Here is a 20,238-nt window from a genome sequence, read left to right as displayed (position 1 = left end):
TATGAAACTTACTTTAAAAATCTGGAGACAGAAAAATAGCAAAGCAAAAGGAGAATTAAAAACATATCCTATTGACGGAATAGAAGGTGACATGTCTTTCTTAGAGATGCTCGACGTTCTAAATGAAGAGTTAATTAATAAAGGTGAAGAGCCTGTAGTTTTCGATCACGACTGTCGTGAAGGAATTTGCGGTGCTTGTTCGTTACAAATTAACGGAGAACCTCATGGACCAGATAGATTGGTTACAACTTGCCAGTTACACATGCGTATGTTTAATGATGGTGATACAATTGTTATCGAACCATTCCGCGCAAAAGCATTCCCTGTAATTAAGGATTTAGTTGTAGATAGAACATCATTTGAAAGAATTCAGCAAGCAGGTGGTTACGTTTCTGTAAACACTTCAGGTAACACTATCGATGCTAACGCTATTCCTGTAAATAAGCAGGATGCAGACGATTCGTTTAACGCAGCAACTTGTATTGGTTGTGGTGCATGTGTTGCAGCTTGTAAAAACGCTAGTGCAATGTTATTCACTGCAGCTAAAGTAAGCCAATTTGCACTGCTTCCTCAAGGGAAAGTTGAAGCAACTGAGCGTGTATTAAACATGGTTGCTCAAATGGATAAAGAAGGATTTGGTAACTGTACAAATACAGGTGCTTGTGAAATTGAATGCCCAAAAGGTATTTCATTAGAAAACATTGCAAGAATGAACCGCGAATACCTGAGCGCAAGCTTAAAAGGATAAAATAAATTATACCTTACATAACTAAAACCTCTGCAATTGTTGCAGAGGTTTTTTTATGTTTTAAATCTACAGGGAAAAGCTATAAAATTTTTAACATATTCATTTTAAATAATTTACACTTATATTCGTTTTCAAAGTATAAGAACTAAGCTCTTTATGATTAGAATATATTTTTTATTGATTTTTTTGATTTGTTGTAGCCAAACTACTTTTAGCCAAATTGGTCCTCGTGTTTGGAAAAAAGAAGTAAAAACTACTGTAAATAAGAAAGATTCTAAGTTTTCTACAAAGCAATTGGCATATTCAATTACCAAAAATACAATATCAGATTCTGAAAAGGTATTAGAGATTTATAATTGGATTACAAAAAACATTTCATACGATAATGAATTAATGCGAAGTAAGAGCCTTCAGAACAGAATTTATACTTCAGAAGAAAACGTGGTTAAGAATGTTTTAAAACGCAAAATGGCATTGTGTGGAGGGTTTGCACTATTATTTAAATCTATGTGCTCAGACCTTGGCATAGAAGCTAAGGAAGTTCACGGATACACCAAGGATTACACTGGCCGTTTTAAACAAACCAAAACTCCTCACCACACTTGGAACGTAGTAAAACTAAATGGCAAATGGCATCTAATTGATTTAACGTGGGCGGTAAGTCATGGCAATGGCGGGTCTCCAGATAACTTTTGGTACTTAACAAGACCTGAAGATTTTATATACTCTCATTACCCTGAAAATCCTCAGTATACACTTTTAACGGAACCAATTTCCTTTTCAGAATTTAAAAACAATAATGCTCATTAATAAAAAAACCTTCACATTTCTGTGAAGGTTTTTTAATCTTAAACAAGATATATTACTATGCCTCAGCGTTTGGAACGATTGAAACGTAGCTCTTGTTATCTTTCTTCTTGGTAAATTTAACAGTACCATCCACTTTTGCGTGAAGGGTATGGTCTTTACCACCGTATACGTTTTCACCTGGGTGATGCGTATTACCTCTTTGTCTTACAATGATATTTCCAGCAACAGCAGCCTGTCCTCCAAAAATCTTAACGCCTAAACGTTTCGATTCTGATTCTCTACCGTTCTTAGAACTACCAACTCCTTTTTTGTGAGCCATTTTGTTTCGGTTTTAAATATTATACTTCAGTAAGGTTATTTTTCAACCCCACCATCTAATCTGTCTTGCAATTCTTTTAGCTCATCCCACTTCCCATCAGCAGCTAATTTAGCTTGTTTTGGCCAAGTGTCTGTAACTAGATGTGCTAAATTAGAACTTGCTTCAGAAAGAATAGTTGCGATAGCTTCTGGTTTTGCTTTTGCAACTTTAGCAAAAGTATCCAACCCAGCAGCAACCATAGCCTCTGCAGCTTTTGGTCCAACACCTTCAATCTTTTTAAGATCGTCTCCTTTAGCGGCTTTTTTAGAAGCAGCTTTTTTAGCAGGTGCTTTAGTTTCTGATTTTGGAGCAGCTTTTTTAGCTTCTTCCTTTTTAGCAGGTGTAGCTCCTGAAGCCACAATGCTTTCAATTACAATTTCAGAAAGTGCCTGACGGTGTCCGTTTTTAACACGGTAACCTTTACGGCGTTTCTTTTTGAAAACTATAACTTTGTCACCTTTAAGGTGCTTTACGACTTTTGCTCCTATTTGAGCGCCGTTTATAGCCGGGGCGCCTATGGTAATATTGTCGCCGTCACCAATAAGAAGTACATTGTCAAAAGACACTGATTTTCCTTCTTCTACTGGTAAACGATTAACAAAAACCTTTTGGTCTTTCGCAACTTTTACTTGCTGCCCTGCTATCTCTACAATTGCGTACATAGCGAATCGTTTATAAATTAGTTAAACTTAGTTTTCCCTATCGTTTGCGGAAGCTTTAGCCACCGAAGCAAAATAAATTCTGCGTAGGGGGCTGCAAATATAATTTTAAAAAAGGAATTGACAAAGCGTTTTTTATTTAATCTTTCACGCTTAATACTCTGATTGACAATTGAATTCAATAAGAAGAAGTGATTTTACAGGTTTGTAAGGATCAAATCACTAATGATTCTATTTAAAAACCCAATTAAAGCACTAACAATCAGCTGTTTATTTCATCACATTTCTATTGCCATCTTGAGTGTTCCAGGATGTTTTAAGAAGCTGCATAAATGAAAGGGTTAAAACTATAGTAGTAGCAAAGCCCATAATTAAAATAGACAAAACAAGCATAAGTGTTCCCAAATCGTATTCAAGATCCCATTTATTCATAATTGCTTTGGAAAACTCTGTATCAATCTGATACATATATATAGCCATAAAAATTGAAAATAATACCGATGCAATACCTCCAGAAAACAACCCTACTTCAAAACCTTTTTCATATTTGAAACTTGTTTCTGATGAAGAGTAATTTTTTAAGGCCATGTAAATTCCAAAACCGAAAATTAATCCATTTACTGAACTCAATACAGGGTATTGGTGTAACCCAATAAGTTTTAAAATAAGAAAGTAGGCAATTAATATTGCAGCAATTCCAAAACCGTAACGTGAATATACTTTAAACATAGTGATTGGATTTAAACCTAAAAGTTACAAAATTTTGTTTTACAAAATTCAAATCACCAACAGAACTTTTTATAAATTAAACACTTATAATAATGTTTCACACTCCAAAACATCTAAGAATAATATAAAAATTATTTTCCTTTACAGAAAGGTAACATTTTGCTTAAATCTACGTCAAACAAGCTAAAGAGCTTAAAATTAAACCAAAAAGCTCTTAAAATTAATTAACTTTGTAAGTTAAACTTTCGAATATTTAAACTTTAATTTAAAACGATGAAAAAAACATTTCTTACCGTCTTGTTCGCCTTTATGTTTCTAGTTGGCGCTAAGGCTCAACAAGTTGAATTTGAAGAATACAAATTGGATAACGGTCTTCATGTTATTTTGTACGAAGACAATACTGCTCCCGTTGCAGTAACTTCTGTGATGTACCACGTGGGTGCAAAAAACGAAACTCCTGGACGTTCAGGATTCGCTCACTTTTTTGAACACTTATTATTTGAAGGGACCGAAAATATTGGTCGTGGAAAGTGGTTCGAAATTGTAACATCTAATGGTGGAAGCAACAACGCAAACACTACGGACGATCGTACATATTACTATGAAATTTTTCCTTCAAACAGTGTTGAAACTGGACTTTGGATGGAAAGTGAGCGTATGCTTCACCCAATTATCAATCAAATAGGTGTAGACACTCAAAATGAAGTTGTAAAAGAGGAAAAGCGCTTAAGAGTAGATAATCAACCTTACGGTAACATCCTTAAAGCCGTAAAGGAAAACATGTTTAAAAAGCACCCTTACCGTTGGACTACAATTGGTGAGATGGAAGATTTAGATGCTGCAACTCTTGAGGAGTTTCAAGCTTTCAACAAAAAATTCTATGTACCTAACAACGCTGTTCTAGTAGTTGCGGGTGATATTGACAAGCCTAAGATTAAGAAAATGATTAAAGATTACTTCGGACCAATTCCGAAAGGTGCAGAAGTAGTTCAGCCAAACATTAAGGAAGATCCTATTACCGAACAAATTAAAGCTAAATTTTACGATCCTAATATTCAGCTTCCAATGATTATTCAAGCATACAGAACTCCTTCTATGAAAGAACGTGATGCGTATGTCTTGGATATGGTTTCAACTATTTTAAGCGATGGGAAAAGCTCACGTCTTTACAAAAAACTAGTTGACGAAAAGAAATTGGCTCTTGAAGTTGCCGCAATTAACTTTAGCCAAGAGGATTACGGTACATATATTACCTTAGCAATTCCACTTAACAATACACCTCTAGAAACTTTAGATGCTGAAATTTCAGAAGAGATTCTTAGACTGCAGAACGAACTTATTTCTGAACGTGAATTTGAAAAACTTCAGAACATTTACAAAAACAGATTTGTAACGGCTAATGCCACTGTTGCTGGTATTGCAAACTCACTTGCAAACTATTATACTTTTTACGGAGACACCAATCTTATTAATAAAGAATTGGACATCTACAAAAACATCACTCGTGAGGATATTCGTGAAGCAGCTAGAAAATACCTAAACAAAAACCAGAGCTTATATTTAGAGTATTTGCCAAAATCAGAACAATAAAAAACTTAGAATTATTTTAAGATGAAAAAACATATATACCTATTAATAGCAAGTATTTTTGTATCTACGCTAGCAGTGGCGCAGATAGACCGCAGTAAACAACCTAAACCAGGCCCTGCTCCTACAATAAACGTAACACAACCAGGTACTTTTAATCTAAATAATGGTTTGAAAGTACTTGTTGTGGAAGACCACACGCTTCCTGCTGTTCGTGTACAATTGGTAATCGACAACCCTTTACATGCATCTGGAAAGAAAGCAGGAGTTGAAGCCTTAGTTTCTGCAATGCTGGGTAATGGTACAACAAACATTTCTAAAGACGACTTCAACGAGGAAGTTGATTATTTAGGCGCTAACATTTCTTTTGGTTCAGAGAGCGCTTACGCGAGTTCACTTTCTGAATATTTCCCAAGAATTATGGAACTTATGTCTGATGGTATAAAAAACCCATTATTCACGGAAGAGGAATTCCAAAAGGAAAAGAACAAAATGATCGACGGTTTAAAAAGCCAAGAAAAAAGTGTTTCAGCAGTTGCTTCTAACCTACGTTCAGCATTAATTTACGGAAAAGAACATCCAAAAGGAGAATTTACAACTATTGAAAAAGTTGAAAAATTAACTTTAAATGATGTGAAGGAGTTTTATGAAAACTACTTTAATCCTAAAAATGCTTATTTAGCAGTTGTAGGAGACGTTAAGCAAAACCAAGTAGAAGCTTTAGTTGGTGAGCACCTAAGCGATTGGAAACAAAACCCAGTGCCTTCTGTAGTGTATAGCACACCTAAAGATGTTCAGTTTACACAAGTTAACTTTATCGATATGCCAAATGCTGTGCAAAGTGAAATTGCTGTACAAAACTTGGTAACCCTAAAAATGAACGACCCAGACTACCCTGCAGTTCTTATTGCAAATAGAATATTAGGAGGTGGTTTCAACAGTTTGTTAAACATGAATCTTCGTGAAGCTAATGGATGGACTTACGGTGCCCGTTCAAGTACAGGCGCAGATAAAAACATTACTCGTTTTGTAGCTACAACTAGCGTACGTAATGAAGTTACAGATAGTGCAGTTGTAGAAACTTTAAAGGAAATTCGTTTTATCCGTGATAATAAGGTAACAGCTCAACAATTGGCTAACGCTAAAGCGAAGTATGTTGGAGATTTTGTGTTGGCACTTGAGCGCCCAGCTACTATTGCAAATCTAGCGTTAGAAGTTTACACTCAAGACCTTTCTAAAGACTTTTACTCTGGATATCTTAAAAAGATAAATGCTGTTACAGCAGAAGATGTTCAACGTGTAGCAAAAAAATATTACAAGCCAAGTAATCTTCGTATAGTGGTAGTAGGTAAAGGTTCTGAAGTATTAGAAGGACTTAAAAACTTAAAAAACCACGAAGGAAGACAAATTCCTGTATACTATTTTGATAAAGAAGGAAACCCAACTACAGAGCCAAACTACAATATGCCTGTAGAATCTGGGGTAACTGCTGAATCGGTAATAAACAAATACATCGATGCCATTGGAGGGCGTAAAGCTTTAGCAGATGTTAAGACTGTAAAAATGGAAGCTGGAGCAGAAATGCAAGGTATGCAGTTAGGTCTTGAAATCAAGAGAACCACTAAAAACCAATCTTCATTGATAGTTTCTATGGGTGGAGCTCCACTTCAAAAAGTGATTTTCAACGGAGAAAAAGGCTATATGTCTGGGCAAGGACAAAAAATGGATTATACAGACGAGCAAAATCAAGCTGCCAAAAAGCAAGCGGTTCCATTTGCTGAACTTTCTGTTAAAGACGCTAAACTAGAACGCGTTGAAGAAGGTGCTTATGTTATAGTTTTAGAAGAAGGACAGGAAGCTTTTTACGATAAAGAAAGTGGATTGAAAGTTAAAGAGGTTTCAACTCAAGAAATGAATGGACAAAAAATTTCAACTACAGTTGTGTACGACGATTACACTGAGGTAAATGGAATTAAATTCCCTTTCACAATCAAACAGTCTGCAGGACCTCAAGAGTTAACTTTTAAAGTAAGTAAAGTTTCGATTAACGAAGGTGTAGCTGATTCAGATTTCGAATAACCAAACGAGATTCAGCTTTATAAAAAAACCGCATTAGATTTAGTTCTAATGCGGTTTTTCTATGGAATAGTTTTATTATTTATTCCCAAACTATCGTTTCCATAATTCTTCTAATATCTTCACGAAGATATTCAGCTGCAGGATAAACAGAGTCGTAATTTGGCTTTGCTTTAAAATAAACCGCACCATTTACAAAATGTTGAATACTGTCAGTTACATAAAATTCGGCTTGGGTTGCAGCATTTCCGTTTATCATATAAAACATTCCATAAACCTTAGAATCAGGGTTTACAAATGGATATGCAGGTATGCTATTTGCCTTAATGGTATGGTCGTAAGCTAGACGTTGAGCATCTTGTAGCAATGAATCTAGATTGTTAGCTCTTACCTGCTGGTAGGTCATATAAATTGTGGCCTTCATTCTAGGGTATTGAATGTTTAGAGCACAATTATCCTTCTTTTCTATAACTGCATTCTCATTCATTTCAAATGAAAAAGCACAATTAGGGTCCACCGTTTTGTACTCAGGATTAGGGTAATCTAACCTCAGTTGGGCAGCGGGTTTTACTGTAACCTCATCTTCACATGAAACACATATAAAAAGTAGAATTATTAATGAGAGTATACGTTTATAGATTTTCAATTGTAACTTTTATTTGTTTTATACGTTTGCCTTCAAAAGCTTCGATTACAAACGCATAATCGTGAAATAATATTTTTTCATTTTTCTTAGGGAATCCTTTTGATACTTCAAGTAGGAAACCTGCTAACGTTTCTGCTTCACCTTTATTATCTTCAAACTCTTCCGGGTCCTCTAGCTTTATCACCTTGTAAAAATCTTTCAGAGGTGTTTTTCCTTCAAAGATAAATGTATTGTCGTCTAACTTAGAGAAAATAAGATCTTCATCATCAAACTCGTCGCTAATTTCGCCTACAATTTCTTCTATAATATCTTCTAGAGAAATTAATCCGCTAGTTCCCCCATATTCATCCACCACAATTGCAAGGTGCATTTTCATTTCCTTAAACTCATTCAGCAAATCGTCTAATTTTTTGTTTTCAGGCACAAAATACGCTTCGCGTTTTAAAGTCTTCCAATCTAAAATTTTTCTATCTGTATATGGAATTAAGTCTTTTACATATAATACGCCAGTTATATTATCCATGCTGTCCTTATAAACTGGAATCCGTGAATAGCCGTGTTGAATAATTTCAGGAAGAATCTCTTTAAAGGATTGGTCTTCGCTAATTGCAAAAATATCCATTCGGTTTTTCATCACCTGCTTAGTATCTGTATTTCCGAAAGTTACAATTCCCTGTAGAATTTTTTGCTCTTCAAAGGTAGTATCCTGATTAGAAAGCTCTAGCGCCTGTGAAAGGTGATCTACACTAATATTTGATTTTTGCTTACCATATCGATCGTGTAAAAACAATGTTACCGATCGCATAGGGGTACTAATTGGAGATAGTAAAGTATCCAAAACATTTAAAGGTTGTGCCATAAAAACAGCAAAAGAAATCCCATTTCTGTTTGCATAAATTTTAGGCAGAATCTCACCAAAAAGCAAGATTAAAAAAGTCACAACTCCAACTTCTATAATAAAACGAATATCTACCCCGTAGTAATTCGTTAGAATATTAGAGAATAAAAGATCGCTCATCGAATCGAAAAGCAGCACTATGGCAATGTTTATGAAGTTATTAGCCACAAGGATCGTTGCCAAAAGCTTTTTAGGTTTCGACAATAACTTTTCTACTATAGCAAGTTTCTTAGCAATTGCTTTGTGATTATTCGTCTCAAAATCTGAAGAAGATAAGGAGAAAAAGGCTACTTCGGCACCTGAAATCAACGCAGAGCAGCCTAATAAAACAACAAGCAAAACAATACTTGTTATATGCGTAAAGTCCAATGTATTAATTAATAATAGTAAACCTGGGGGTTCTGTATCCAATTTGATGAATTTAGTTATACATTAAAAAGGAAGATCGTCCTCTTCTTCAGCACTAGACTTTGCAGCCTGAGACGGTTGAGTAGCCTGTGTTTTTTGAACATTTTGTCTTGGATTACTTTGCGGAGTTTCGTTTCCGCTTCCTTTAGCTGTCAAAAACGTAAAGTCTGTACAATGCACCTCTGTGCTATATCTATCCAATCCTTTATCATCTTGCCATTTGCGAGTTTTTAAACGGCCTTCGATGTAAACCATATCGCCTTTTTTTAAATACTTCTCACAAATTTCAGCAGCTTTATTTCGAACTACAATATTGTGCCATTCTGTATTTGTAACACGTTCGTTTGTAGTTTTGTTTACATAAGTTTCATTTGTAGCAAGAGGAAATCGTCCAATACTATTTCCGCCCTCAAAGTAATGCATCTTTACATCATCACCTGTATGTCCAATCAACATAACTTTGTTCAATGTTCCACTCATATTTTCTTTATTTTAAAATTTATGCAAAGGTAAATCTTGTGTTCTAAATATACGGATTTTTTAAGTTTTAATATAGAACGATTTAAATGATAGCCCTAAACCTAAAATAGATTTAGTAGTTTTCAAAAAATTCTGAAACAAAATTTTCTATTAAAACCGGGACAGCGTAATTATTTATTTCAGAAATAGGAATTTCAGCTTGCCTATTCTTAGCTGTTTCAAGTATCCAAAAACGAGTGTTTAAGTGTTGATGTGAAAGCTTATGAACTACTGCCTCTTCATTAAAAAGCGATATACTTCTAATATTTAAGTTTTTAGAAAAATTCTGAAACTGCGGGAGGTTTTTTAAAGTCTCGATGTCGACTTCTTCTGAAGTCTCAATCAATGGAAACTCATAAAGTTTATGCCAAATTCCCTTCCCGATTCGCTGGTTAAGAATAGTATTTTCGTTTTCTGATAGTACAACTAGATAATTAAAGTATCTTTTTTTTACAGGTTTAGCTTTAATTTTTACTGGTAATTCTTCTACTTTATTCTTCTGAAAAGCAACACAAATATTATTAAAAATACAACTATTGCATTCCGGATTCCTTGGCACACAGTGTCTCGCTCCAAATTCCATAATAGCTTGGTTAAAAGTGCCAGGTTGTTTCGTATCAATCAATTGTTGGGCTAAGTTTTTAAATTCCTTCTGCCCTGCTCCTTTATTAATAGGTGTAGATATTCCAAAAACCCGAGAAAGCACTCGATATACATTTCCATCAACTACCGCTTCTGGTTCATTAAAACATATACTTGCAATAGCACTTGCGGTGTATTCTCCTACTCCCTTTAATTTTAATAACTCCTTATAGTTATTAGGAAAAACTCCATTCATTTCTTCGGTTATCATTTTTGCAGTAGCATGGAGGTTTCGAGCTCGAGAATAATACCCTAAACCTTGCCATTGTTTTAAAACTTCATCCTCAGGTGAATTTGCTAAATCTTGAACCGTAGGGTAGGCACTTATAAACTTTAAATAATAAGGTAATCCTTGCGCAACTCGCGTTTGTTGCAGCATAATTTCTGACAGCCAAATGTGATATGGACTTACAGTTTTTCGCCATGGTAGATCTCGCTTATTATCTAAATACCACGAAATTAGCCTTTTGGAAAAGTGAGGGTTTAAAATTGACATTGGGTAAAAATAATCTATATTCCATTAAATTTTAAAGGATTATGCTTTGATTTATTGATTTTAAAATATGTATATTTGCAGACCCAAAAAAACTCTAGTAAAAGAATAATTAATTAAAATACACATATAATGACGAAAGCAGATATCGTAGCGAAGATTTCAGAAAGATTAGGAATGGAAAAGAATGAAGTTCAAGCTACTGTTGAAACCTTTATGGAAGAAGTGAAGAATTCTCTTGAAGGTGGTGACAACGTTTATTTAAGAGGTTTCGGTAGTTTTATTATTAAAACTAGAGCCGAAAAAACTGGAAGAAATATTTCAAAAAACACAACAATAAAAATCCCTGCTCACAACATCCCGGCTTTTAAACCTGCAAAAGTATTTGTTGAAGGTGTAAAAACCAATGTGGAAATAAAATAGTAATAACCAGTTTGGTTCCGACTCGATGAATTTCGAGGAAGGGATGGAACATAAAAAAGACTTTAGTATGCCAAGTGGTAAAAAAAGAAAAAGACATAAGGTAGCGACTCACAAACGTAAAAAGCGTCGTCGCGCTAACCGTCATAAGAAGAAAAAGTAGTTCTAAACTACTTTTTCTGTTTTAAAAGTAATTTGGCAACTTCGCTTAAGTGTCGTTGCCAAATAAAACAAACGAAATATCGTTCTTTGAAAATGAGATTGCAACAACCTTGTTTTGGTTTTGGTGCGGTTTCGCCGGGTTTTATTTAAAAACCTGTTAAAAAATATTGTTTAATACGTTCCGATTATAAATCGGGACAACAAAATTAATGTAACGTGAACTACGAATTATTTATTAGGTCCGGTTCACAAGAAGTTGATTTTGCCCTATTAAAGGATGGAAAACTTATAGAGCTTCACAAAGAGGATGAAGATAATAATTTTACGGTTGGGGACATCTTTCTTGCCAAAATACGTAAAACAGTCCCAGGCTTAAACGCCGCCTTTGTAAATGTGGGTTACGAAAAAGATGGTTTTTTACACTATCACGATCTCGGCCCTAAAGTATCTTCACTTTTAAAATTTGTAAAAGGTGTAAGTACTGGAAAACTAAAAGATTATACGCTTAAAGACTTCCCATTCGAAAAAGAGATTGACAAGCATGGCAACATTAATAACGCCTTGAAAAACAATCAATCTATCTTGGTTCAAATAGTAAAAGAACCCATATCTACCAAAGGACCCCGTATAAGCTCTGAGCTATCTATAGCCGGAAGATATATTGTATTGGTTCCATTTTCTGATCGTGTTTCTGTTTCTCAAAAAATAGAAAGCAACGAAGAGAAGGACAGGTTAAAACGCTTGATTAAAAGCATTAAACCAAAGGGATTTGGCGTTATTATACGTACCGTAGCCGAGGGCAAAAAAGTAGCAGAACTGGACAAAGATTTACAAAATCTTATGGAACGCTGGATAGCGATGTGTAAGAAGCTACAAGGGGCGCACCACCCTTCAAAAGTGCTAAGCGAGTTAAATAGAGGAGCTTCTCTAATTCGCGATATGTTTAACGATTCATTCTCAGCAATACATATCGACGATGAAACTCTATACTTGCAAATAAAAGATTATGTGCAGGAGATTGCACCAAACAAAGACAATATCGTAAAGCATTATGATTCTAACGTTCCAATGTTTGAAAAATTTGGAATTGAACGACAAATAAAAACTTCTTTTGGAAAATCTGTTACAGGAAGTAAAGGAGCTTATTTGGTTATAGAACATACAGAAGCCATGCACGTTATTGACGTGAATAGCGGTAACCGAAGTAATAAGCAAAAAACACAGGAAGACACAGCGTTAGAAGTGAATTTAATTGCTGCTACCGAAGTAGCAAGACAGCTTAGGTTACGCGATATGGGAGGAATAATTGTGGTAGATTTTATCGATCTGGCTAGTGCCGCACACCGCAAACAGCTCTACAACCACCTTCGTGATGAAATGAAGGACGATAGAGCAAAACATAAAATACTCCCACCGAGTAAATTTGGGTTAATACAAATAACCCGTCAACGAGTTAGGCCAGAGATGAACATCAAAACTCGCGAAGAAGATCCTAGTAATGGAGGCGATGGCGAGATTGAAGCACCTATAATCGTTATAAATAGAATTAACGAAGAGGTAAAACGCCTTTTCAAAAAAGACTATAAAAAGATAACACTTAATACACATCCTTTTATAGCAGCCTTTTTAACCAAAGGTTTCCCAAGCGTCCGAACCAAATGGTTTTTGGAACATAAAAAATGGGTGAAAATTCAACCTCGAGATGCATATACATATCTCGAATATCATTTCCACGATAAAGACGGAAAATTGATAAAATAATTTTAAACCCCTTTTGAAGAAATTCTTCGAAAGGGGTTTTTTTGTGTCTTTAAGTTTCTAATATTATAACCGACCTATGTAAGATTTCTTTGCGAACTTTGTAATGCAATTTTAGCAGAATAACTATCGTAAAGATACTAGGGAAATCTAACTATTCTTAAGCTCTATTAGCATTTAAAGGACTAGCTTTCATATTTATGAATGAAAATAAAACATACACCGTAGATGAGGCTAAAAGGCGGTTGGAACGCTATTGCGCCTACCAGGAGCGTTGCCATAAAGAAGTGCGGCAAAAGCTTTACGAGATGCGTATGATTCCCTTAGCGATAGATGAAATTATTGACCACTTGTTACGTCACAATTTTCTAAATGAAACAAGGTTTGCTCAAGCCTTTGCCCGTGGAAAGTTTAGAACGAAAAAGTGGGGTCGCAACCGAATTGTAAACGAATTAAAGATGCGGCAAATTTCAAAATTCAATATAAAAATAGCGCTAAAAGAAATTCCAGATTCTGAATACTATAAAACTTTTGAAGCCTTAGCCGAAAAGCGCATGCAACAATTAAGTTCGGAAAAAAATCTTCAAAAAAAACGAAAAAAATTGGCAGATTATCTCTTTTATCGCGGCTGGGAAAGTGAGTTGGTTTATATGAAAACTTTAGAGATAAAGTAATTATGTTATGCAATATTTTGTATTTAAGATATATATATTTAAGCATTCTATACTTGAATTGTCAAAGCGCGCTGACCTTTCACGCTCTCCCCTTTAGAATGGACGTAAGCTGAAAGATCCGCAATAAAGTGGGCTAATTTTAAATTTTTATATTATGAAAAAAATCATAACTTTAGTAATTGAGCTATTATTTTAATTTGGAGTTTATGTCGAAAATAATAATTCATCAGTAGAGATAGATATCTCTAAAAAGAACTTTAATACCGAACTAACTCCTGCGATTATTTGCACAACACCTATTTGTGTTGATTGTAATGGAGATGGAGTTTATGAGTATATGGCTTTTGTTGATTGTGAAAATGCAGATACAGGTATTGAACAATTTTTAGCTTCCTGTTAATACTATCCAACTAATTATTAGTCTTTTTTAAAGAACTTCTCTAACATATAATTATGCCTTTAAAAGTCTTACTATTATTTTTAACTATTTTAAAATTTACCATTTGTATTTCACAAACAGAGCGGGGTTTGATTCGCTATGGCGAAATACAAAGTTTAAGTTTGGGCGCACCCATAGGTGTAGATTACAATGCGATATTAATGTTTGATAATAATTCATCGTTATACATCACACGGAAAGATTCTTTGGAAAAGACTAAAATTGATGGTCAAAAATCGGTTTCTACCGCTCAAGGAGGAAGTATTTTTACAGCAGTAACCAATGAAAAAGGATTTCAATATAATAATTTAATTAAAAAAGACAGTTTCTATGCCCGTGATCTCGGTTTTAAATATGTAAAAGAAAAAACACCTAAAATTAGCTGGAAGATTGAAAAGGAAACTAAAAACATAGGACAACTTACTTGTCAAAAAGCTACTGCCACTTTTAGAGGTCGTGATTATACAGCCTGGTTCGCTCCAGACATTCCACTACCTTATGGTCCTTGGAAGCTACAAGGTTTACCTGGAGTAATATTAGAAGCCTATGATACCAACAAAGAGATATTTTGGTATTTTAAATCGTTTGAATATCCGGTTACTACAATGTTCCCATCTTTCAAGCAAGTTACTCCACCAAAGGGGAAAGACTGGATAAATATAGAAACATTTAAAGAAATCCTAATCAAAAACTTTAAGGAATCGCAAATTGCAGGAAAAATGGTTGCTGAAAAAATGAATATAGAAACCTACGCCAACGATACAATGAAAAATTCTTATATTGAAGTTTTTGATGTTGAGGATAAATAAAATAAATAATGAAACTTTAAAAATATACCTCTTATTTTTATTCTGCTTTTACTTTTCACTGGTTGGCGCTCAAACTGTAACGGGCACAATAACCAATGGAACTACATCAGAACCCATAGAAGATGCTTTGGTTATTGCTAAAAATGGTGATGAGGTGGTTAGCTATACCTATACGGATATCAATGGGTATTACAATTTAAAGGTAAATAATTTTGCAGAAATTACACTTACAACCTCAAGCTTAGGATTTGCTTCAAAAAATTTAAGAATACGTTTTGTTGAATCTCAAGTAAATTATGTTAGCGATTTCCAACTAAACGAGAAAACTGAAACACTCACAACAGTAGTTTTAAAAGCAGATGAAAAAATAAAAATAAACCGAGATACCATTAGTTTCCGTATTTCAGCTTTTAAGGATGCCAGCGAACGTACCGTTGAAGATATGCTAAAAAAACTTCCTGGTATTGAGGTTGACGATGATGGGAATATACGGGCATTAGGCAAACCCATTCAAAAGATATTAATTGAAGGTGATGATCTTGCAGATAGTAACTACAAAGTAATTTCAAAAAACCTTGACATCACTGTTCTCGATAAAATTGAAATAATAAATAATTACGATGAAAATCCCGTTTTAAAACAATTTCTTTCTTCTGAAAATATTGTTTTAAACCTCAAACTTAAAAAAGATAAAAAATCAGTTCTCTTTGGAAAAGCCGAAATAGGTGGTGGTATTGAAAATAGATTTTTGAGCGATGTAAATTTAGGAGTGATAAATCCACTTGTAAAATTACTCAATCTCGCTAATACAAATAATACTGGTAATCAAGCTGGTAAACAGTTTGGCGTCTATACCTATTCCCCAATTGGTTTTAACGATTTTACTAAGGATTTTTCTATTAATCAAAATTCAATTGTCTTTTTAAGCGGTAGCACAAATGAGCTAAATACCGAGAATTATATCGAAAACACTTCATTTTCGAATAACCTTTTAATAAACAAACGTTTCTCGGATAGTATTAAACTACGAAACTCTCTTTATTATTACAATGATTCCTTTGAGCAATATTATAAAAGCGAGTATCAATACTTTGTAGAACCGAAAAATATTTTCTTCAAAGAACAAAACTCTTTCAATCAAGAAAAATTTAATCTTAGCAATGACCTAAAAATTACTTTTGCACCTTCAAAAGACAGAAACATTACAGTTGCCAATACACTTACCTTGTTAAATGGAACAAGTAAAAACAGCTTACTCTTCAATGAGGAAAACGTACAACAAACTCTTCGAAATAAAACGAGGGAACAAGAGACCCAAATCCAACTTACCCAGAAGATTAAATCTGGAGCTGTTGTTATTGATTTTTATGTTGGAAGCAAAAGGTTAGATCAAATTTTCCAAATCTTTCCAAATACTTTTATTGCTGACAGTATTAACCAAAATACTTCCAGTTATTCAGATTATAATACTACTTTGGATTATCAGGGCTTGGATGCAAGTCTTGTTTTTAAAAATAATAAAACATCTTACTCATTTACCGGGGGTTTTCAGCATATTAACGAAACCATAAAAACTAAATCTTATTTAGGATTTCAAAACCAAAATGAAAAGATTGATAGTCTTTCCGGTAGAAATACAGCTCGCAGTCTAATCCCACATTTACAGTTTAAACTAGAAGAAGAATTGTATCAAGATGTTTTACTTTACGCAAATCTAGATGCGATCTGGAACAGTTACGATAAAAACAATTTTTCAAATAACTTTTTTCTACCAAATCCAAGTGTGGGGTTACGAATAAGAAAAACCAAAACAGGCACCTATCATTTTAAGTATTCCTATATCTCCGAAATACCAAGATTAAACTATCTTACGGATAATTTTATGATAAAAAGTTATCGCAACTTGAGTCTTGGCATTTCAAAACCAGAAGCTCTTAAAAGTCACAGTTACTCTTTTAATTATACTTTTACAAGAGTGGAAAAGAGGATACTATTTAACGTTTCAGCCACTCATCGCAAATTTTTGAATCAGGTAAGTTTTAAAAATTCTATTGACCAAAATACAGATATAACTCAAAGTATATTTAGTCCAGGACAAAAATTATGGTTGTTTCAAGCTGGTTTTACTTCATACATTGATCCTGTAAATACCTCTATTAAAATTGGGTATCAGAAACGGTTATCTGAACAAGCTGTAATAATTAATAAGAAAAATACAAATTTAAAGAACAACACTTCGCAGTATTATTTATCGGGAACTACCTATTTAAAAGGATTGGTAAATTTTAAGTTTTTGGCAAACTATACTATAAATGCAGGTGAAAATGGAAGAAATACAATACGTAATGAACGTTATACATTTGAATTAAGAACTATCCTTAATATAAACAAGGTATTCATTGCAACCCTTGAAAGTAAAGGGTATCTAGTTTCTTCACAATTTTATGAGACCAACAATGCGGAAATCGAATTTCGTCCGAAAGGTAAAAACTGGACTTTAGGGCTAAAGATTATTAATATATTTAACGACAAAGAATATATTTTTGAAAATAGTTCCGATTATATACAGACCGCTACAGTTTTTGAAGCGGTTCCACGCTATGGAATTTTATATGGAAGATTTAGGTTTTAAACACATAAACTATTCAAACTCAATGTTCAGATAAGGTTAATAGAAATCATTAACTCGGGATATTACAAAACCATTAAAGCTTTGGCAGAAAAGCGGTTGAAACAATTAAGTTCGGAAAAAATCTTCAAAAAAAAACGAAAAAATTTGGCAGATTATTTATTTTACAGGGGTTGAAACCGAATTGGTTTACAGCAAACGTGATGACAATGATTAAAAACTAACTGACTATGGTTCAAAAATGTATTTTATTATTAAGCTTGGTACTTTTCACCCTATCCTGTAACAAAAATGAATCTATAAACGCTTCACCTAATATACTTGTGGCTTTACCAACACCTCCTGTGAAGGTGAAAAATACTAATGGGGAATGGCTAGTTTACGAAATGCACATAAAAGCACCTTCATTAAACAAGGTTTCCATTTTTAATGCAAATACATTACAATTAAACTACAGTGATTTTAATACAAGAGAAAATTTGCACATTGCGAGTATTTGGCTTCCATTTCCAGATCAAGGGTGGCAGGAAAATTCGATGAAGCATGTGTTTGAATACATAGATAACCAAGGAAATACAAAACATCATACTTTTAATTTAAAAATTGAAAATGAATATCCAGAACCTATAAGCATTAACTTTCCTGTGCCCCAAGGCGTATGGCTTGCAGAAGGTGCTCCTGGTGCAACATCGTACCATACACGTGCCATTTTTCCATATCCAGACCCGCTTTTCGATTCTACACAACAAGGATATTTAATAGGAAATAACCCTCAGCGTTACGCTATAGACTATGCCCTATTAGTAGATGGTCTTCCCTATGATAGCGACGGTTCAGCATTAGAAGATTGGTATTGTTATAATCTTCCAATATTAGCTGCAAAAGGTGGAAAAGTTATTTTCACTGAAGACGGTATCCCAGATAACCAAACACCATTTCAATTAGATTACCCAACGGACATTAATAACGCTACCGGTAATGTTGTTTATATTGAACACAACGACGGAACCATTGGCACTTACTGCCACATGATTCCAAATTCCTTATTAGTGGAGGTTGGAGATATTGTTAGTGCAGGTCAAGAAATTGGACGATTAGGAAATTCTGGAAATTCCTTTGCTCCTCATTTGCATATGCATGTGCTAATTAACTCTGAACATAAACAACTAACAAAATATGCTGATGGGCTTTTTATGGAAAGCATGCCCTATACATTCTCAGATTTTATAAAACTTGGAAATCTACCTCCTGGGTATTTAGATGAAAATCCTATAACTCCATTTGTCCCCACCACATCCGAAGTGTTTACCAATGTTATACCTTCTGAAAGTGATGTAATAGCGTTTTAAAAGTTATTAAATATTAAAAGAAGCTCCAACATTAAAAGTTACCTGATTGTGAAGTTTTTCAGCAGGTGTTAAAGTATCAGTGTTATACTTTGCAAAAGGAACATTCATTTCTGTAAAAACACCAAACCCACTAGTAAAGAAATAACGCGCGCCTAAATGTCCTCCAAAATTCTTTAAACTTAAATTAAGCCCTGGATACACATCAAAATTTTCATCTACATTTATTACATTACCCAAATTAGCATTAAACCTTGCTTTTAAGTCAAAACGGTCTGCAAATTTTGCTATTGGCTCCTCATTACCTGCAGGTGTAATGTATTTTTTCACATCTAGTAAATAAGAGGAAGTAAGACCTACAGAAATGTTTTCACCCATTCCGAAGTCTAAACTAGTCATAACTCCTGTACCGTTATTTTGTAAATTGGCACCAACTTGAAATTTTACATCTCCCTTCCCTGTATAGGCTTGAGCAAAGGTTAATTGTAAACAAAAAAGGGCTATTATAGTTGCAAATGTTTTCATCTTAATTTTTTTGACGAATATAGTTAATTATACAATTATTAAAGTGTTTTATTAGTGCGAACAATGGCTTGTTCATTTTTCCAATCAATCCATTTCTGACCCTTAATTTTTCGCATAAGTTGATCGTAGTAACGCATAAAAACAATATTGTAAACAGCTTTAGCTAAATTTTTTGGGTTTCTAGCTATGGCGCGCAAACTCATAGAAAAACCTGGCGTTATATATCGCATATAATGCCAATACCCTTCAGGCATATACAGCACATTTCCATGTTCTAAATTAGCAATATATCCCTCGGCTTTTTTTAAGGCGGGCCACTTGGTATAGTCTGGATTGTGAAAATCTATATCTTCTCTCGTAATTAGAGAATGAGGAATTTTATACAAGTAATCATTTTGGTTTTGGTCAAAGAGAATCACTTCCTTTTTACCTTGAAAATGAAAATGAAAGATATTTGCCAAATCAATATCATAATGCATAAAAGTATAAGAGTCCTTCCCTCCGAAAAAAAGCATCGGTAAACCCTTCATTAGCTTTAGCCCAAAATCTGGATAGCTAAAATCCTTCTGAAGTTGTGGCACTTCTTTTAAAATATTCCAAAGAAAAATTCGGTATTTAGTAGGTTCCTTTTTAAGAAGGGCTACGTATTCTTTCATTTTCATTTCAGCATGCGGTTCATTAAACCCATCTTTATGACTTACAGGTCGATTATCATACAAAGGCACCGTCTTGTCCCCTGCTACTTCGGCCATATAATCTAAATTCCATTTGGTATACGCTGGCCAATCCTCTATAAACCTTTCAATTACAACTGGTTTTTGGGGTTTAAAGTATTTCTTTAGAAAATCTTCTTTGGTAATGGTCTTTACCCTATCTATTTCCTTTAATTTCATAGCTTTAATC

Annotated in this window: 20 protein-coding genes; 11 read left to right on the top strand and 9 right to left on the bottom strand. The window is 34.0% G+C overall.

Annotation, left to right across the window (positions count from 1 at the left end):
• Position 1: 1 nt before the first annotated feature.
• On the top strand, positions 2–748 hold the full coding sequence (locus RT250_RS04415) for a succinate dehydrogenase/fumarate reductase iron-sulfur subunit (RefSeq protein WP_139854115.1): 747 nt from the start codon (positions 2–4) through the stop codon (positions 746–748).
• A 156-nt stretch (positions 749–904) separates the two neighbouring features.
• Positions 905–1,558, top strand: coding sequence for a transglutaminase domain-containing protein (locus tag RT250_RS04410; protein WP_313112497.1), 654 nt, complete (start codon positions 905–907; stop codon positions 1,556–1,558).
• A gap of 55 nt (positions 1,559–1,613) precedes the next feature.
• Here the strand turns inward: RT250_RS04410 and rpmA are convergent, their stop codons facing one another.
• The 3 genes from rpmA to RT250_RS04395 form a co-directional block, all read right to left on the bottom strand.
• Positions 1,614–1,877, bottom strand: coding sequence for a 50S ribosomal protein L27 (gene rpmA / locus RT250_RS04405; protein WP_139854117.1), 264 nt, complete (start codon positions 1,875–1,877; stop codon positions 1,614–1,616).
• A gap of 35 nt (positions 1,878–1,912) precedes the next feature.
• Complete coding sequence (gene rplU, locus RT250_RS04400; protein ID WP_313112494.1) at positions 1,913–2,578, bottom strand: 50S ribosomal protein L21; 666 nt, start codon at positions 2,576–2,578, stop codon at positions 1,913–1,915.
• 267 nt (positions 2,579–2,845) lie between these two features.
• A complete protein-coding gene (locus RT250_RS04395; protein WP_313112492.1) occupies positions 2,846–3,304 on the bottom strand; it encodes a DUF4199 family protein in 459 nt (152 codons plus the stop codon).
• A gap of 273 nt (positions 3,305–3,577) precedes the next feature.
• On the opposite strand from RT250_RS04395, the gene RT250_RS04390 reads away from it, so the two are divergent.
• Together RT250_RS04390 and RT250_RS04385 are read left to right on the top strand one after the other, a co-directional pair.
• Positions 3,578–4,894 (top strand): M16 family metallopeptidase, encoded by a 1,317-nt coding sequence (locus tag RT250_RS04390; protein ID WP_313112490.1) that lies wholly within the window; start codon positions 3,578–3,580, stop codon positions 4,892–4,894.
• A gap of 21 nt (positions 4,895–4,915) precedes the next feature.
• Positions 4,916–6,970, top strand: coding sequence for a M16 family metallopeptidase (locus RT250_RS04385; protein ID WP_313112488.1), 2,055 nt, complete (start codon positions 4,916–4,918; stop codon positions 6,968–6,970).
• A gap of 79 nt (positions 6,971–7,049) precedes the next feature.
• Here RT250_RS04385 and gldD read toward each other — a convergent pair whose 3' ends face one another.
• From gldD to mutY, 4 genes are all read right to left on the bottom strand, one after another.
• The gene (gene gldD / locus RT250_RS04380; protein ID WP_494337396.1) at positions 7,050–7,607 is read right to left on the bottom strand and encodes a gliding motility lipoprotein GldD; all 558 of its coding nucleotides are present in this window, start codon (positions 7,605–7,607) and stop codon (positions 7,050–7,052) included.
• The gene (locus RT250_RS04375; protein ID WP_313112484.1) at positions 7,600–8,922 is read right to left on the bottom strand and encodes a gliding motility-associated protein GldE; all 1,323 of its coding nucleotides are present in this window, start codon (positions 8,920–8,922) and stop codon (positions 7,600–7,602) included. Before RT250_RS04375 ends, gldD begins: the two co-directional genes overlap by 8 nt.
• Positions 8,923–8,943: 21 nt before the next feature.
• Positions 8,944–9,399, bottom strand: coding sequence for a single-stranded DNA-binding protein (locus RT250_RS04370; protein WP_313112482.1), 456 nt, complete (start codon positions 9,397–9,399; stop codon positions 8,944–8,946).
• A gap of 112 nt (positions 9,400–9,511) precedes the next feature.
• Entirely contained in the window at positions 9,512–10,576 is a 1,065-nt protein-coding gene (mutY, locus tag RT250_RS04365; RefSeq protein WP_313112480.1) for an A/G-specific adenine glycosylase, read from the bottom strand.
• A gap of 129 nt (positions 10,577–10,705) precedes the next feature.
• Between mutY and RT250_RS04360 the strand changes: the two genes are divergently transcribed.
• The 7 genes from RT250_RS04360 (at position 10,706) to RT250_RS04330 (ending at position 18,813) form a co-directional block, all read left to right on the top strand.
• Positions 10,706–10,996 carry an HU family DNA-binding protein gene (locus RT250_RS04360; RefSeq protein ID WP_139854125.1) on the top strand — a complete coding sequence of 97 codons (291 nt, stop codon included), beginning with the start codon at positions 10,706–10,708 and terminating at the stop codon, positions 10,994–10,996.
• Between the two features lie 25 nt (positions 10,997–11,021).
• On the top strand, positions 11,022–11,156 hold the full coding sequence (locus RT250_RS04355; protein ID WP_260402674.1) for a hypothetical protein: 135 nt from the start codon (positions 11,022–11,024) through the stop codon (positions 11,154–11,156).
• A 215-nt stretch (positions 11,157–11,371) separates the two neighbouring features.
• The gene (locus RT250_RS04350; protein WP_139854126.1) at positions 11,372–12,916 is read left to right on the top strand and encodes an Rne/Rng family ribonuclease; all 1,545 of its coding nucleotides are present in this window, start codon (positions 11,372–11,374) and stop codon (positions 12,914–12,916) included.
• Positions 12,917–13,113: 197 nt separating this feature from the next.
• A complete protein-coding gene (locus tag RT250_RS04345) occupies positions 13,114–13,587 on the top strand; it encodes a regulatory protein RecX (RefSeq protein WP_313112477.1) in 474 nt (157 codons plus the stop codon).
• A gap of 453 nt (positions 13,588–14,040) precedes the next feature.
• A complete protein-coding gene (locus tag RT250_RS04340; protein ID WP_313112475.1) occupies positions 14,041–14,835 on the top strand; it encodes a GLPGLI family protein in 795 nt (264 codons plus the stop codon).
• On the top strand, positions 14,807–17,467 hold the full coding sequence (locus RT250_RS04335) for a carboxypeptidase regulatory-like domain-containing protein (protein WP_313112474.1): 2,661 nt from the start codon (positions 14,807–14,809) through the stop codon (positions 17,465–17,467). The genes RT250_RS04340 and RT250_RS04335 overlap by 29 nt, the downstream gene beginning before the upstream one ends.
• 227 nt (positions 17,468–17,694) lie before the next feature.
• Positions 17,695–18,813 (top strand): M23 family metallopeptidase, encoded by a 1,119-nt coding sequence (locus tag RT250_RS04330; RefSeq protein ID WP_313112473.1) that lies wholly within the window; start codon positions 17,695–17,697, stop codon positions 18,811–18,813.
• A 6-nt stretch (positions 18,814–18,819) separates the two neighbouring features.
• Here the strand turns inward: RT250_RS04330 and RT250_RS04325 are convergent, their stop codons facing one another.
• Together RT250_RS04325 and RT250_RS04320 are read right to left on the bottom strand one after the other, a co-directional pair.
• On the bottom strand, positions 18,820–19,335 hold the full coding sequence (locus RT250_RS04325; RefSeq protein ID WP_313112471.1) for a DUF6646 family protein: 516 nt from the start codon (positions 19,333–19,335) through the stop codon (positions 18,820–18,822).
• A 38-nt stretch (positions 19,336–19,373) separates the two neighbouring features.
• Positions 19,374–20,228: a cupin-like domain-containing protein gene (locus RT250_RS04320; RefSeq protein ID WP_313112469.1), complete on the bottom strand. Its 855-nt coding sequence runs from the start codon at positions 20,226–20,228 to the stop codon at positions 19,374–19,376.
• Positions 20,229–20,238 lie beyond the last annotated feature (10 nt).

Origin of the sequence: Aequorivita sediminis (assembly GCF_032080575.2) — a bacterium.
Classification (GTDB): domain Bacteria; phylum Bacteroidota; class Bacteroidia; order Flavobacteriales; family Flavobacteriaceae; genus Aequorivita; species Aequorivita sediminis.
Note: the sequence above shows the minus strand (reverse complement) of the source record. Positions and strands in the feature narration are given on the sequence as shown.